Source organism: Alicyclobacillus sendaiensis NBRC 100866 (genome assembly GCF_001552675.1).
In the GTDB taxonomy this organism is placed as follows: Bacteria; Bacillota; Bacilli; order Alicyclobacillales; family Alicyclobacillaceae; genus Alicyclobacillus; species Alicyclobacillus sendaiensis.
The window spans coordinates 17,318-31,970 of sequence record NZ_BCRQ01000010.1; the positions used below are offsets into that span (position 1 = coordinate 17,318).

At 65.0% G+C, this 14,653-nt stretch carries 14 protein-coding genes; all 14 read right to left on the reverse strand.

All coding sequences use genetic code 11. The annotated features are described in order from the left end of the window. Positions 1 to 64 precede the first annotated feature (64 nt). Positions 65 to 1,306, reverse strand: coding sequence for a class I SAM-dependent rRNA methyltransferase (locus tag AS26_RS03445; protein ID WP_062306160.1), 1,242 nt, complete (start codon positions 1,304 to 1,306; stop codon positions 65 to 67). Positions 1,307 to 1,326: 20 nt separating this feature from the next. Next, the gene (gene dapA / locus AS26_RS03450; RefSeq protein WP_062306162.1) at positions 1,327 to 2,217 is read right to left on the reverse strand and encodes a 4-hydroxy-tetrahydrodipicolinate synthase; all 891 of its coding nucleotides are present in this window, start codon (positions 2,215 to 2,217) and stop codon (positions 1,327 to 1,329) included. 15 nt (positions 2,218 to 2,232) lie between these two features. Further along, positions 2,233 to 3,450 carry an aspartate kinase gene (gene dapG / locus AS26_RS03455; RefSeq protein WP_062306164.1) on the reverse strand — a complete coding sequence of 406 codons (1,218 nt, stop codon included), beginning with the start codon at positions 3,448 to 3,450 and terminating at the stop codon, positions 2,233 to 2,235. A gap of 19 nt (positions 3,451 to 3,469) precedes the next feature. After that, positions 3,470 to 4,507: an aspartate-semialdehyde dehydrogenase gene (locus AS26_RS03460; RefSeq protein WP_062306166.1), complete on the reverse strand. Its 1,038-nt coding sequence runs from the start codon at positions 4,505 to 4,507 to the stop codon at positions 3,470 to 3,472. Between the two features lie 29 nt (positions 4,508 to 4,536). Further along, positions 4,537 to 5,139 (reverse strand): dipicolinate synthase subunit B, encoded by a 603-nt coding sequence (locus AS26_RS03465; protein ID WP_062306167.1) that lies wholly within the window; start codon positions 5,137 to 5,139, stop codon positions 4,537 to 4,539. Then, positions 5,130 to 6,038 carry a dipicolinate synthase subunit DpsA gene (dpsA, locus tag AS26_RS03470; RefSeq protein ID WP_062306169.1) on the reverse strand — a complete coding sequence of 303 codons (909 nt, stop codon included), beginning with the start codon at positions 6,036 to 6,038 and terminating at the stop codon, positions 5,130 to 5,132. Before dpsA ends, AS26_RS03465 begins: the two co-directional genes overlap by 10 nt. A 124-nt stretch (positions 6,039 to 6,162) precedes the next feature. Further along, a complete protein-coding gene (gene dut, locus AS26_RS03475) occupies positions 6,163 to 6,612 on the reverse strand; it encodes a dUTP diphosphatase (RefSeq protein ID WP_083515967.1) in 450 nt (149 codons plus the stop codon). A 14-nt stretch (positions 6,613 to 6,626) separates the two neighbouring features. Continuing rightward, positions 6,627 to 7,892 (reverse strand): M16 family metallopeptidase, encoded by a 1,266-nt coding sequence (locus tag AS26_RS03480; protein ID WP_157068436.1) that lies wholly within the window; start codon positions 7,890 to 7,892, stop codon positions 6,627 to 6,629. Further along, entirely contained in the window at positions 7,783 to 8,904 is a 1,122-nt protein-coding gene (locus tag AS26_RS03485; RefSeq protein ID WP_157068437.1) for a polysaccharide deacetylase family protein, read from the reverse strand. Before AS26_RS03485 ends, AS26_RS03480 begins: the two co-directional genes overlap by 110 nt. 60 nt (positions 8,905 to 8,964) lie before the next feature. Further along, the gene (locus tag AS26_RS03490) at positions 8,965 to 11,172 is read right to left on the reverse strand and encodes a polyribonucleotide nucleotidyltransferase (RefSeq protein WP_083515965.1); all 2,208 of its coding nucleotides are present in this window, start codon (positions 11,170 to 11,172) and stop codon (positions 8,965 to 8,967) included. A gap of 109 nt (positions 11,173 to 11,281) precedes the next feature. Continuing rightward, complete coding sequence (rpsO, locus tag AS26_RS03495; RefSeq protein ID WP_062306172.1) at positions 11,282 to 11,548, reverse strand: 30S ribosomal protein S15; 267 nt, start codon at positions 11,546 to 11,548, stop codon at positions 11,282 to 11,284. A 194-nt stretch (positions 11,549 to 11,742) separates the two neighbouring features. Continuing rightward, positions 11,743 to 12,720, reverse strand: a complete 978-nt coding sequence (locus AS26_RS03500) for a bifunctional riboflavin kinase/FAD synthetase (RefSeq protein WP_062306174.1) — start codon at positions 12,718 to 12,720, stop codon at positions 11,743 to 11,745. Between the two features lie 4 nt (positions 12,721 to 12,724). Next, complete coding sequence (gene truB / locus AS26_RS03505) at positions 12,725 to 13,633, reverse strand: tRNA pseudouridine(55) synthase TruB (protein ID WP_062306176.1); 909 nt, start codon at positions 13,631 to 13,633, stop codon at positions 12,725 to 12,727. Beyond that, positions 13,621 to 14,640, reverse strand: a complete 1,020-nt coding sequence (locus AS26_RS03510; protein ID WP_062306177.1) for a DHH family phosphoesterase — start codon at positions 14,638 to 14,640, stop codon at positions 13,621 to 13,623. Before AS26_RS03510 ends, truB begins: the two co-directional genes overlap by 13 nt. Between the last annotated feature and the right edge of the window lie 13 nt (positions 14,641 to 14,653).

Genomic DNA, 14,653 nt, shown 5'->3' on the forward strand with positions numbered 1-14,653 from the left:
ATCATTGTATAGATTCACTATACTCCGAGGTCGACCTCAAGCGCAAGGGTTCTGCGCAGCCGGGTCACCGCCGACTGCGCACCTCGTAGATGAGAAACTTCAGGTAGTGCTGCTCCGGAGCGCCGGCAATTTGCGGGTGATCGCTCGCCGCGCGCGCGTCCCGAACGACCCTCAGCACCTTGTGCGCATCGACGGCCGCGTCCAGGACCGTTTCTCGAAACCGGTCGGGCGACATGTGATACGAACAGCTTGCGGTGACGAGGAAACCTCCGTCGCGCAGGATGCGCATCGCGCGCAAATTGATCTCCTTGTAACCTCGAGCCGCGCTCTCGATGGATTGCCTCGATTTCGCAAACGCCGGAGGATCGAGAATCACCACGTCGTAACGCGCGCCCTCCGCATCCCGTTCGCGCAAGTAATCAAATGCGTTGGCCACGACGAACTCGGCCCGATCCGACACGCCGTTTCGGCGAGCGTTCTGGCGCGCAAGCTCGACGGCGTCCGCGGAGATGTCCACGGCGGTGACGTGCGCCGCCCCATAGTGAAGCGCGTGGACGGCAAACGCGCCCGTGTGGCAGAAGCAGTCGAGCACGTGGGCGCCGTCGTGCGGGCCCGGGTCTCCGCCAAACAGCGCGCGCCGGGCCCCCCAGCCCGTCATGAGCGGCCGAATCGCGGCCCGGTTCTCCGACTGATCCCAAAAGTAGCCCGTCTTTTGCCCCTCGCGCAGGTCCACCGAGAACCTGAGCCCATTGTCGATCACGTCGACCACGTCCGGTACCTCGCCGTACACCGCCTCGACCACGAGAGGCAGCCCCTCCAGCGCTCGCACGGGCACGTCGTTTCGCGCCAGAATCCCGGCGGGCTTGTACACTTCGACGAGCGCTTTGAGCGCCTCCGGAAACAGGCGCTCCATGCCCGCCGTCAAGACCTGCACGACGAGTACCTCGCCGAACCGGTCCACCACGAGCCCAGGCACAAAATCCGCCTCGCCATACACGGCGCGGCCATAGGCAAGCGCCTGCGGGTGAAATCTGCGCCGGTATTCCAATGCCTGCTCGAAGCGCCGGACGAAGAAGTTGACATCAATCGATTCCCCTTGCCGGTACGTCAGGACGCGCGCGAAAATCTGCGACCGGGGATTCGCGTAACCCCGGGCCAAAAAGGCGCCCTGGTGGTTCACGATGTCAACGAGATCGCCCGGAGCGAGCGGCCCTTCCACCCGCTCGACCTCCGAGCGATAGATCCAGGGATGACCTTGTTCCAAGCGCCGCCTTCGATCGCGGCGCAGGACGAGACGCGTTGGCAACAGCCAGTCTCTCCTCTCCGTCATGCGCTTGGCTCGATGACGCCGAGCGCGTTCAGAAGGGTGTACAGGTGCTCGCGGAGCGCCTTGGAGGCCGGGACAAGCGGCGCGCGCACGGAACCGACGTCGATGCCGACGATCGACAGCGCCTCCTTCACCGGCGCCGGGCTTGCCTCCATGAACATGGCCTCGAAGATGGGCAACAACCGCGCGCTCCAATAAGCCGCCTCGTCCACCTGTCCCTGCCAGAACAGGTCCATCATCGTGCGGATCTGCCGGCCGACGACGTGGCCGGCGACGCTCACGACGCCCGCCGCGCCGATGGCCAGCATCGGCAGCGTGAACTTGTCATCTCCGCTGTAGAGCAGGAAATCGTCCGGTTTCTCGGCAGCGATGCGGAGGATCTGCGAAAAGTCGCCGCTCGCCTCCTTCAGCGCGACGATGTTCGGGATCGCCGCGAGCTGAAGCGCAGTCTGCGGTTGCAGATTGACCCCTGTCCGCCCCGGCACGTTGTACAACATGACCGGCAACGTGGTCGACTCCGCGATGCGGGCGAAATGCATGTAAAGCCCCTCTTGAGACGGGCGGTTGTAGTACGGCGTCACCAGCATCACGGCTTGCACGCCGAGGCGCGCGGCCTCGAGCGTGAGCTCAATGGAATCCTTGGTCGAATTGGTGCCCGTTCCAGCAATCACCGGGATTCGGCCGTCCACCGCCCGCAGCGTGGCGTCAAACAGGCGCAGCTTTTCCGCGTGGCTCAGCGTCGGGGATTCTCCCGTGGTCCCGCACACCACGATCGCGGTCGTGCCCGTGTCGATGAGGTGATCCACCAGCCGGCGCAGACGGCCTTCGTCGAGCGCACCCGTGGCGTCAAAGGGCGTGACCATCGCCGTGATCAGGCTTCCAAAATCCATACGCATCTCCCCTGTTCAGGTTCCCGAAAGCTGAAAAGCGCGGTGAAGGGCGCGAACCGCGTCTTCCATCTGGCTGCCATCGACGAGCACCCAGATGGTCGTGTGCGAATCCGCGGACTGCAAGATTTCGATCCCGGCCTCAGCCAAGGCGTCCACGATTCGAGCCATCACGCCGGGAACGCCCATCATTCCCGCGCCGACCGCCGACACCTTCGCACATCCGGGCCGCGTCTCGACCCGGTAGCCGAGCTGAGACAGGTGGTGACAGGCGGCATCCGCGAGATCGTCCGGCACCGTGAACGCCACCTCCGAAGGCGTCACCGAGATGAAGTCGATAGAGATGCGGTGCTCCGCCATCAGGCGGAAGATGGACGACGCCCCGATGCCTTCGCCGCGCACGCGGATCTGCGTGACGTTTGGCGTGTGCGCAATGCCCGTGACGTATCGATCCATCACGCGGCCGTGCTCTAAATGCGCCGCGGCCTGCGTGACGAGCGTGCCGGGATCGTCGGAAAGGGTGCTTCGCACCCGGATGGGCACGTTGCCCTGCATCGCAAGCTCGACGGCCCGCGGGTGAATCACCTTCGCACCCTGGTACGCCATGTTACAGATTTCAGTATACGTCACCTGGCGCAGCTGACGCGCATCCTTGACAATGCGGGGATCGGCCGTCATGATCCCGGAGACGTCGGTGAAGATGTCCACCACTTCCGCCCCGAGCGCCACGCCAAGGGCCGTGGCCGTCGTGTCGCTGCCACCGCGCCCGAGCGTGGTCACGTCCCCAGACTCCGTGCAGCCCTGGAACCCCGTCACCACCGCGATTTCGCCCGCCTCGAGCGCAGCCTTGAGCCCATCCGTCCGCACGTCCAGGATGCGCGCATTGCCAAAGTCCTCCGAGGTGACGATCCCGGCCTGCGCCCCCGTGAACACGCGCACCCGGTGGCCTCGGCTGCGAAGCTCGTGCGCAAAGACCACCGCCGAAATGATCTCGCCGCAGCTCATCAGGAGGTCGCGATCGCGCGGATCCGGTTCGCGCCCCGCCCCATCCCCTGAATCGAGCAGGCTAAGAAGCGTGTCCGTCGCGTACGGGTCTCCGCGCCTCCCCATGGCGGAGACCACCACCGCGACTCGATATCCCTCGTCCAGGGCGCGTTCGACGTGGCGGTAGGCCGCCCGCCTCGTCTCCGGCGTCGCCACGGACGTGCCGCCAAACTTCTGCACGACAACTTTCACAACCGCTCGACTCCTTCGCTCAACGCGCCATCTCCATGAGCTTCTCCGCAATTTGCACCGCGTTCCACGCCGCGCCCTTCAGCAGGTTGTCGGCGACGATGAAGAACAGAATCGTGTGCGGATCTTCCAAATCTTGACGAATCCGGCCGACAAAGGTCTCCCCCCGATCCTCCGCCATGCGAGGGTGAGGGTACAGAGCGGATGCCGGATCGTCGACCAGCACGACGTTTTCCGCCTTCGCGAGGCGGTCCCTTACCTCGGCGACTCCGACCGGGTCTCGGAAGCGGACCGCGACCGACTCGGCGTGACCGTACAACACAGGCACCCGCACGGCCGTGGGCGTCACGCGCAGGGACGGGATCTCCAAAATCTTCCTCGACTCGTTGACCAGCTTCATCTCCTCTTTGGTGTAGCCGTTGTCGAGGAAGATGTCGCACTGCGGGATGACGTTGAACGCCATCGGCACGTGGCGATCCTGCTTGACCACCGGGAACACTGTGGTCACGTCGCGCTCACCCGCCTCCGCTCGACGGACCTCCTCGAGAAGCGCGTCCACCGCGCGCTGCCCCATGCCGCTCACGGCCTGATACGTCGAGATGGTCACATGTTCGAGGCCAAACTCGCGCAGCGCGTGCAGCACCACGACCAGTTGAATGGTAGAACAGTTTGGATTCGCAATGATGCCGCGATGGTGCGCAAGCGCGTGCGGATTGACCTCGGGCACGACGAGCGGCACGTCGTCGTGCATGCGGAACGCCGACGAGTTGTCGATCACGACGGCGCCTCGCTCCACGGCCACGGGCGCCCATTCTTCGCTCGCGGCCGCGCCGGCGCTGAACAGCGCGATGTCCACGCCGTCGAACGATTCGGGTCGAACGGCCTCGACGACGAGCTCCTCGCCTCGAAATGGGAGGCGCGTCCCCGCCGACCGAGGCGACGCGAGCAACCGAACCTCACCCACCGGCACGCCGCGGCGTTCGAGCGTGGACAACATCCGCCTGCCCACCGCGCCCGTCGCGCCGAGCACGGCAAACGAATACCGATCTTTTCTCTCCATCCCCAAGCTCCTTCTCCCAGAATCCGCGCTCAAGGCCCATCTTCGCGCCAGCGCTCGATCAGCACCGGCTGAAGCTGGCGCCCTTCGAGCGCGGCCGCGACGGTATCAGGAATCAACCGCATGAGCGCAACAAGCGAATTCATTTTAACATGCGGCGCATCCTGGCCAAACGGCACAAAATAGATGTTCTTCGCGTTCATGAGCGTGGCGATGTTGTACAAGCTCAAGCCTAGCCCATCGTTGGTGGAGATGGCAACCACCACAGGGCGGCCGTTGCGAAGCGTGGCCTTGGCGGCCATCAGCACGGGGGAGTCGGTGTTGGCGTGCGCGAGTCTGCTCAGCGTGCTGGCCGTGCAAGGCGCAATGACGAAGGCGTCGAGGGCCTTCGACGGGCCGAGGGGCTCCGCTTCCGGAATGGTGGTGATGGCCTTCGTGCCTGTCACCTCCTCGATTTTCTGGGCCCACTCCCCCGCCTTGCCAAACCGCGTGTCCGTGTGCATCACGTGGTGGGAAAAGACCGGCACGACGCGCGCGCCGAGATCGCAAAGGCGCTTGACCTCTGGGAAGATTTCCTCATAGGTGCAGTGGCTCCCCGTGACCCCAAAGCCGATGGTCTTTCCGCTCAGGTCCATAGCTCTTCCTCCTCGAACTCCGGCTCGTCGTCTGCCAACATGCGGGTGATGGACGCTGCGATGATGCGACCGGCCGTCCTCGGCGCGACAATCCCTGGGAGGCTTGGCGTGAGAATCGCCTTGATCCCCCGGCGTTCTGCGTATCGAAAGTCCGTTCCGCCGGGCTTGGAGGCGATGTCGATGATCACGGCGTCCCGCCGCATTCGCCTGAGCACCGCGGCCGGCAACACCATGGCGGGGATGGTGTTGAACACGATGTCCGCGTCGTGCACGGCGTGTTCAATGTGTTTCAGCGGCACGGGGATGAGCGACTGCTCATGGATGCGGGCGAGATCGCGCGGGTCGGAAGCGCACACGTGGACGACGGCGCCCATCGCGTGAAGCTTGTGCGCGAGCGTCTGGCCGCACCGCCCGAAGCCGAGCACAACCGTTTTCGCGCCGTGCAATGTGATGTCCGTCTCCTGCATCGCGATGGCAATTGCGCCCTCGGCGGTGGGAATCGAATTCAGAATGGCCACGTCGTCGAGCTCCATCAGCTTCACGAGGCGGAGGGAGTACCGTTCGCACCACTCCGCGAGCACGCGGTGCGCGATGCCCGTGAAGACGAAGGTCCCGGGCCGCATGGCCTGGAAATGGGACTCCTTCAATTCCACGGGCTGCGGCGCAAACGAGGTGTCGACGCGCCCGTCGTCCTCCATGCCCGCGACAGGCAGCACGAGCGCGTCCGCCTGCGCGAACACCGCTTCGCTCGGCTCGGCGAAGGTCGTGTCGCTGAACGAACGCCTGAGCTCCGAGAAGCCGATGAGCGTGGCACTTGCGTCGTTGTCCGTGATTTGCGCAATAACTTCCACTTGACGCCTGTCTCCGCCGACGAAGACCAGGTGTTTTCCAGTGAGCATCGAGGTCACCTCGCCATTGGCATGCGCCATAGCTTATGACGGCCGCCCACGAGGGGTGCAAAAAAGCCCAGGTGCTCGTACGAACACCTGGGCCTCGCGCCTGGCCAAAGCCAGTGATACCCGATTACACCCGCCCCGTGGACCCAAACCCGCCTGAGCCTCTGGCCGTTTCGCCGAGGCGCGCCACCGGCACGAGGCGCGCCACATAGATGGGCGCAATCACAAGCTGGGCGATGCGCTCCTTCGGCTGAAGGACGAATTCCTGCGTGCCGAAGTGGTGAAGCGGCACGACGATCTCGCCCGTGTAGTCGCTGTCAATGACCCCGACGCCGTTCGCGAGTGCGATGCCGTATTTGGCCGCGAGCCCGCTCCTCGCGTACACGAGCGCGACCGCGTCTCGCCGGGGCAGTTGGATCGCCAGGCCCGTCGGCACGGGCACGATCTCGCCAGGGCGCACAACCCGGGGCGACTCCAGGCACGCGCGAAGATCCATGCCAGCGGCACCCTGCGTGGCGTACTGGGGCAAGTCGTCGGCGGTGATCAGCGGCGAGACGATTTGGACTTGGATCTCCATCTCCCAACTGCCCATCACGACGAAACACACACCTTCGCGGCGCGATCGAACGCGAATTCGGCGAGGGGGCCGACGGCCGCGAGCGCGAACCCGTGGCTCAAGACGTCCTCGGCGACGCGCTGGATGTCTGCCGGCGCCACGGCGTCGATGCCGGCGATCGTCTCCTCAAGCGGCACCTCGCGGCCGAGCAGAATCTCGTTTTTCGCCAGCCGGCTCATCCGGCTGCCCGAGCTCTCGAGGCCCAACATGAGCGCGCCTTTGACCTGCCGCTTCGCCTTTTCGAGTTCATCGCGGGCAATGGGCTCTTGCCACATGCGGGCCGTGACCTGCTGCACGAGCGCCAACACTTCTTCGGCCGTCTCCGGCGACGTGCCCACGTAGATGCCAAACATGCCTGCGTCGCGGTAGCCAGTGTGAAACGAGTACACCGAATACGCCATCCCGCGCTCCTCGCGAATTTCCTGAAACAAGCGGGAGGATTGCGTACCTCCGAGCACGTTGTTCAACAGAAGCAGCGGATACAGCTCGCGCGATCCGGCCGGGTAGCCGGGCGCCGCGAGGCAGATGTGCACCTGCTCGATGTCCTTGACTTCCGTGGTGATGGTCTTGTGGAAAGGCGGCGGGACCAGCGCCGGCGCGCCGAGTTCCCCCTTCGGCAATCCGCCAAAGACCCGCTCGACCTCCCGGATCACCACATCCTCGGGCACATGGCCGGCGACGGAGACCACCATGCGCTCCGGCCGGTAGTGTCGGTTCACATACCGCACGAGGTCCTCGCGCGTGAACCTGAGTAGGTTTTCGTCGCGGCCGAGGATGGTGTACCCGAGGGGGTGCTCTCCGTAGACGCCGCGTGCAATCAGGTCCATGACGAGCTCGTCCGGCGTGTCCTCGTACATCCGGATTTCCTCAATCACGACGCGCTTTTCCTTCTCCATCTCCTCGGGCGCAAAGCGCGAGTCCGTGAGCATCTCGGCCAAGGTTTCAAGCGCCACGGAGAAATGCTCATCCAGCACGCGCGCGTAAAAGCACGTGAATTCCTTAGAAGTGAAGGCGTTCACCTGGCCGCCGAGATCGTCAAACAAATGCGCCAGTTCCTTGGCGGAGTGGCGCGACGTACCCTTGAAGAACATGTGTTCAAGAAAGTGGCTGATGCCATTCTCGCTCTGCGATTCATAACGAGATCCGGTCTCTACCCAGATCCCCAAGCTCACCGAGCGGATGGAGGACATCTCTTCCCCCACCACGCGAATGCCGTTTCGCAATGTCGTTCGGTATGTCAACCGCATGGCCTCCTACATCGCTGTTCGCGCCGTCGTGCGGCGCTCGCCGTGCCGAGCGGAGGGGCTCCCGCGCCAGCGTCGCGGGCGGCGCGGCGGCCGGCCGCTCGTCAATCACGTCTTCCACTGTCTTCAATCGGTACCCGCGCGCCTCGAGCCAGCGGATGATGGCCGGCAGCGCCTCGACGGTGGAAGCTGTCGGGTGCATGAGCACGAGCGCGCCCGGCTCTGCGCCCCGCTGCACGCGCTCGACAACCGCGGCAGGGGGAGGGTTTTTCCAATCGATTGTGTCCGCTGTCCACAGGATGGCGTACATGCCGCGCGATTTGGCGAGTGGCGCGAGGCGGGCATCGTACGAACCGGCAGGCGGAGCGATGAGCCGCGGCGCTCTTCCCGTGATGGCCGCGAGCACTCGGTTGGTTTCGTCGAGTTGCGCCGCGAGCTTCGCGTCGTTCAGCCTCCGAAAGTCCGGGTGCCCGTAGCCGTGGGATTCCACCGCGTGCCCGTCTTGCGCCATGGCGCGGACGAGATGGGGAAACTTCCTCGCCCAAGCGCCGTCGACAAAAAAGGTCGCCCTCACATGCGCATTGCGCAAGATCTCGAGCATCTTCGGGACGTATGCCTCGCCCCAGGACACGTTCACCATCAGCGCGACGGATTTTTCCACCTGCGGACCGCGATAAATCACGTCGGGCGGGAGATCGCGAAGCCGCACCTCAGGCGGCACCATCTTCCACACAAGGTGCAGCGCGCCGTCGTGGAAACGGGCCGTCTCTCGCGCGCTTGCGGCCGCGTCGAGGACAAAGCCGGAGAGGCCCGGCACGTTATGCCACACGCGGTCTCGCCGCGCGTCCACGGGCGGACTCGCCCACGCGCGGCTCACTTCCTCCCATACGCCAACGGACGGCGACGGGACCGATTGAGGCGACCCGTCCGCGCGCACCCAGAGCATGCTGCCGAGCAACCAGGCGCACAGGCCGGCGCCCAGCCCAAGGACCGCTGGCCTTGGCTTCATCAGGCATCCCTCCATCCGCATCACACGCGGATTAGGATGCCTCGCCGTGGGCTTGATCAATCACGGGGAAATCCTTCTGGGCGCGGCCTTCGGCCCGGCGGTGTGGCCGTGATCGCGCCGCCCGTGTCCGCCCTGCGGACCGCGTCCCGGGCCGCTCGACGGGCGCGGCGACGGAGGCGTCGCCGGAGGCTGCATGGCCTTCAGCACCTCTTTGCGCGACAGGTTGATTCGCCCCTGGTTGTCGATTTCGGTGACTTTCACGGTGAGCGTATCGCCCACCTGACAGACGTCCTCCACCTTCGCGACGCGGTTCAAGTCGAGCTGCGAGATGTGGACCAGGCCCTCTTTGCCCGGCAGGATCTCGACGAACGCCCCGTACTTTTCGACGCGGGTCACCTTTCCTGTGTACGTGGCACCGACCTCCACGTCCCGAACGATGTTCTCGACCATCTCCCGGGCTCGGTTCGCTTGCTCGGCGTCCGTGCTGTGAATGTAGACGCGGCCATCCTGCTCGATGTCGATCTTGACGCCCGTCTCCTCGATGATCTTGTTGATCACGCGCCCGCCGGGGCCGATGACGTCGCGGATCTTATCGGGGTGGATCTTTACGGTGATGACCCTCGGCGCGAACTTCGAGAGGTCAGCGCGAGGCTCCGAAATGGCCTCCATCATCTTGCTCAGGATGTACATCCGGCCCTCGCGCGCCTGCTTCAGCGCCCGCTCGAGGATGGACCGGTCAATGCCTGCGATCTTGATGTCCATCTGCAGCGCGGTCACGCCCCGCTCGGTGCCGGCCACTTTGAAGTCCATGTCGCCAAGGTGGTCCTCGATGCCCTGGATATCGCTCAGAATGGCGACCTGGTCGCCCTCCTTCACGAGTCCCATCGCGATCCCGGCCACCGGCGCCTTGATGGGCACGCCTGCGTCCATGAGCGCCATGGTGCTGCCGCAGATGCTCGCCTGGGAGGTGGAGCCGTTCGACTCGAGGATCTCCGAGACCACGCGGATGGCGTACGGAAACTCCTCGGGCGAGGGAATGACGGGATCGAGCGCGCGCTCACCGAGCGCCCCATGGCCGATGTCCCGACGGCTCGGCGCCCGCAGCGGCTTCGCCTCGCCGACGCTGAACGGCGGGAAGTTGTAGTGGTGCATGTAGCGGTTGGACTTCTCAATCTCGAGCCCGTCGAGCAACTGCTCGTCGCCCATGGAACCGAGAGTGCATACGGACAGCGCCTGTGTCTGGCCGCGCGTGAAGAGCGCCGACCCGTGCGTCCTCGGCAACAGGCCCACTTCGCAAGAGATGGGGCGAATTTCATCGAGGCGGCGGCCGTCGGGCCGGATGCCTTCGCGCAGAATGGCCTCGCGCACGCGCTCCTTCAGGATGGTGTGCATGACCTCGGCGATGTCCGCCTCCTTCTCGGGGAAGGCCTCTTTGAAATGTTCCACGACCTCCGCGTTCAGGTTCGCGAGCGCCTCCTCGCGCGCCAGCTTGTCCGGATTGCGAACCGCCGCGCTGACCTTGTCCGTGGCGTAGGCGCGCACCGCGGCCTCCAGTTCGGGATCCACCTTGTGGAGCTCGACCTCGCGCTTCTTCACGCCGACCTTTTCGGCGAACGCGTTGATCTCATCGCAGATGGTTTGAATGACCTGATGACCATACAGGATGGCTTCGAGCACCATTTCTTCGGGAACCTGGTTGGCTCCCGCCTCCACCATCACGATCGCGTCTTTGGTGCCGGCAACCACGAGGTGAAGATCGCTCTTTTCGGACTGTTCGACCGTGGGGTTGATGACGAACTGGCCGTCGACGAGCCCCACGATGACGCCGCCGATGGGCCCGTTGAACGGGATGTCCGAGATGGTAAGGGCCGCCGACGTGCCGATCATCGCCGCGATCTCCGGCGCACAGTCCTGATCCACAGAGAGGACGAGATCGACAATCTGGACATCGTTGCGGAATCCTTCCGGAAAGAGCGGCCGAATGGGCCGGTCGATGAGGCGCGAAGCCAAAATGGCGTGCTCGCTCGGCCGCCCCTCGCGCTTGATGAAACCGCCGGGAATTTTCCCGACCGCGTAAAGTCGTTCTTCATAGTTCACGGTGAGCGGAAAAAAGTCGAGTTCCTTCGGCTCTTTGGACGCGGTGACCGTGGCCAAGACCACCGTCTCTCCGTACTGCACGTGGACCGCCGCCGTCGCCTGTCGAGCCAGTTTCCCAGTCTCCAGGACAAAACGCCGGCCCGCCACTTCGAATTCATGGCGAACCACCATGGGTCTCTAACCTCCTACCATGTCAAGCGGCCGAACGCCGCATACCTTGCTATGTACGAACGGGGTTCCACCACACATGCAAAAGAAGCGGGCCGAAGCCCGCCTCGTGTCAGTGGCGCAATCCCAGGGATTCAATCAACTGCCGGTACCGATTGATGTCCTTCTTGCGCAGGTAGTTCAGCAGATTGCGGCGGCGGCCAATCAATTTGTACAGGCCGCGGCGCGAATGATGATCTTTCTTGTGCACGCGGAAATGCTCCGTCAGCGAATTGATGCGCTCGGTCAGAAGCGCAATCTGCACTTCCGGAGAACCCGTGTCGAAATCGTGCAACTGGTACTTTGCGATGATTTCCTTCTTCTTGTCCGCTTCGAGCATGATGATCCTCCTTCAAAGTCCAATCGCTGCATCGAAGAACAGGCCGGAGGTTCCTGATCCGCGGTGCAGTTCATCGTGTTGCGCACACGGTCATCACTATACCACAGTGTCCAGCGGAATGCCAGTCGAGTCGATCCCCCGCGGCGCGGTTCGCCGTCCTCCTCCAGCGTCGCAGCCGGCTATGCCCCCCAGCTTCAGGTGGAACGCGGCCGCTCCGCCTGCGCGGCGCTCGGCAGGCCGACGAGTGCCCTCGCCGCATCGCAGTCGCGCGCGATCTGCGTTTTCAACGCCTCCAGACCGTCGAACTTCACCTCGTCGCGAATGCGGCGAAGAAACGAGACGCGGAGGGTCTTCCCGTACAGGTCGCCGTCGAAGTCGAGCAGGTGGACTTCGAGTTGAAACGCACGCCCGTCGACCGTCGGCCGGTATCCCGCGTTCAGCACGCCGAACGCGTGCGAGATGCAGGTGTCAGGCGCGTCTTCGACTTCCACAAAGACAGCGTACACCCCGGCCTTCGGAAGGACATACGCGTCGATCCCGCCCAAGTTCGCCGTCGGAAATCCGATCGTTCGGCCGCGCTTGTCTCCGTGGACCACCTCGCCGGAGATGACATAAGGCCTGCCAAGCAACGCCTGCGCGGCCTCGACGCGCCCCTCTCGCAAGTGTTCGCGAATGCGGGAACTGGAGACCTTGTGGCCGTGCTCTTCCACCGGCTGGACCACCGTCACGTCGAAGCCCCGCTCCTGGCCGAGATGGCGAAGAACGTCGACCGTCCCTTGCCCGCCGCGCCCGAAGCGGAAATCCGGCCCCACGACGACGTGGCGCACGCGAAGCGGCACGAGGTACCCGTCGACAAAGGCCGCCGGCTCCAACTGCTGAAACGCGCGGTCAAAGCGAGCGACGTAGAACGCGTCGACGCCGAGGTCGGTGAAGATGCGGACGCGTTCACGGCGAGGGGTGAGCCAGCGAGCGTATTCCGGGTTGCCCGTCAACGCGTACGTCGGATGCGGTTCGAAACTCATCACGGCCAGGCGCTCCTTGGGGCCCACGAGCGCTCGCGCAGCGTTCAAAATCGCGCGGTGGCCCAAGTGCACCCCGTCGAACTTTCCGATGGTTAAAACCTGGGGCGCGGGCGACGCGAGCGCATGGCCCTCCATGATGGTGAATTCCACGGACTCATCCCCTCTTCCAAAACACCTTCTTCGGCCGCACCGCGGCCGGGTGGCGATCGACGACCTCGCCGACGGCGGCCACGGCACCCGCGTGAATCACGAGGACGAGATCGCCAGGCGTAAGCGACATCCGGTCGTCCAACTCGACCGCCTGGCCGTTCGCGAGCCGCTCCAACACCTCGCGCGGGGGCTGCCACATGGGCAAGCTGTCCAGGTACAGGAGCGGATCTCTGAGGTGCGAAGCGGGGTCCTCCGAGGCCATCCAATCGCCGAAGGAAATGGCGTCCTCGACGCGCGCGCTGCCGATGGCGAGCCGGCGCAGCGAGCGCATGTGCGCAGGGACGCCGAGCCGTTCGCCGAGATCGCGGCACAGGGCGCGCACGTACGTCCCCTTGGAACAGCGGACGTGAAAGCGGGCCACCGCGACATCGCCCTCGCGGCGGAAGTCGTCGAGGGTGAAGCTTTCCACGCGGACCGTCCGCTCGGGAATCTCCACCTTCTTGCCCTGGCGCGCGAGGTGGTACGCTCGCTGACCGTCGACGTGAACAGCCGAGTACTGAGGGGGGCGCTGGCGAATCTCGCCGGTGAGTTGCCGCGCGGCCTCCCGCACCGCGGCCAGATCCAGATCCGAAGCCGACGCCTGCGCGACGACCGTGCCCTCCGCGTCGTCGGTGTCCGTGCCGATGCCGAACACCACGGTGCCGCTGTACTCCTTGTCGCCTTGGCCGAGGTACTCCAGGAGGCGCGTAACGTGGCCCACGCAGATCATCAAAAGTCCCGTCGCCATCGGGTCGAGCGTGCCCGCATGGCCGACGCGCCGCACACCGAGCTTGCGCCGGACCCCCTGCACCACGTCGTGCGACGTCATCCCCTCCGGTTTATCGATGAGCAGGACGCCGTCTACCGCTTGCACGCTTCATCCACTTCCCTCAAGGCTGCGATCACGGCGGCTTCCACAGCCTGTTTCGCCTGTTCCAACGTGCCTTCGAGCACGCACCCGGCCGCGCGGGCGTGCCCGCCGCCGCCGAATCGCTGTGCGATGGCAGCCACGTCCACGAGTCGCTTGGAGCGGAGGCTCGCCTTGACGAGCCCGTCCGGTCGCTCGCGCAAAAGCACGCCCACCTCGACCGTCTCGACGGATCGCGCGAAACCGACGAGACCCTCGACATCGTCCTCGCTGGCGTGGCACGACGCGAGCATCGCCTGGCTGACGAGAATGAACGCGTACCGTCCGTCGGGCGCGATGGTCATGTCCCGCAGCGCAACCTGGAGCAGCTTCATCTGCTCGAGCGTCCGCGCTTCCAGGGCAGGTTCCGCGATGTCGTACGGCTGAACGCCGCTCGCCAAAAGTTCCGCGGCAATCTGGTGCACCTCGCGCGTGGTGTTGGGGTAGGTGAAGCCGCCCGTGTCCGTCAGGATGCCGGTGTACAGGCACTTCGCGAGATCGACGGAGAGCGGCACGTTGAGCGCCCTCGCCACGTGATACAACACCTCGCACGTCGCGGCCGCCAACGGATCCACGCACGCCACCCGCCCGTAGCGGGGGTTCGTCTGATGGTGGTCAATATTCACGACAAGCCGGTCGGGCGCGATGAGCGGAGCGACGGGCGCAAACCGCTGCTCGTCCGCGCAGTCGACCGCGACGATGTGTTGAAACTGGCGCGGGGCGAGATCGTCGACAAATTGAATGCGATCGTACATCGGCAGGAAGCGGAACCGCGGGGGCAGCGCCTCTCCGGCCGCGATCGCGTACCGCTTGCCAAGCGCATCCAACGTATGGGCCACCGCAAGCGCGCTCCCCAGCGCGTCCCCGTCGGGTCGCTCGTGCGTGACAATCAGCCAATCATCGAAGGATCGAAGCGCCTCCGCGACGCGCGCGATCGCGTCCTTGTCCCGTGGCTCGGGCTGCCAACTCGTCATCCCCTGACTCCCC

Bases quoted from the DNA above. Each gene is read 5' to 3' on its own strand.
- dapA (WP_062306162.1), bottom strand. From the start codon at position 2,217: ATGGATTTTGGAAGCCTGATCACGGCGATGGTCACGCCCTTTGACGCC.
- AS26_RS03460 (WP_062306166.1), bottom strand. From the start codon at position 4,507: ATGGAGAGAAAAGATCGGTATTCGTTTGCCGTGCTCGGCGCGACGGGC.
- AS26_RS03465 (WP_062306167.1), bottom strand. From the start codon at position 5,139: ATGGACCTGAGCGGAAAGACCATCGGCTTTGGGGTCACGGGGAGCCAC.
- dpsA (WP_062306169.1), bottom strand. From the start codon at position 6,038: ATGCTCACTGGAAAACACCTGGTCTTCGTCGGCGGAGACAGGCGTCAA.
- dut (WP_083515967.1), bottom strand. From the start codon at position 6,612: ATGGAGATCCAAGTCCAAATCGTCTCGCCGCTGATCACCGCCGACGAC.
- AS26_RS03485 (WP_157068437.1), bottom strand. From the start codon at position 8,904: ATGAAGCCAAGGCCAGCGGTCCTTGGGCTGGGCGCCGGCCTGTGCGCC.
- AS26_RS03490 (WP_083515965.1), bottom strand. From the start codon at position 11,172: ATGGTGGTTCGCCATGAATTCGAAGTGGCGGGCCGGCGTTTTGTCCTG.
- rpsO (WP_062306172.1), bottom strand. From the start codon at position 11,548: ATGCTCGAAGCGGACAAGAAGAAGGAAATCATCGCAAAGTACCAGTTG.
- AS26_RS03510 (WP_062306177.1), bottom strand. From the start codon at position 14,640: ATGACGAGTTGGCAGCCCGAGCCACGGGACAAGGACGCGATCGCGCGC.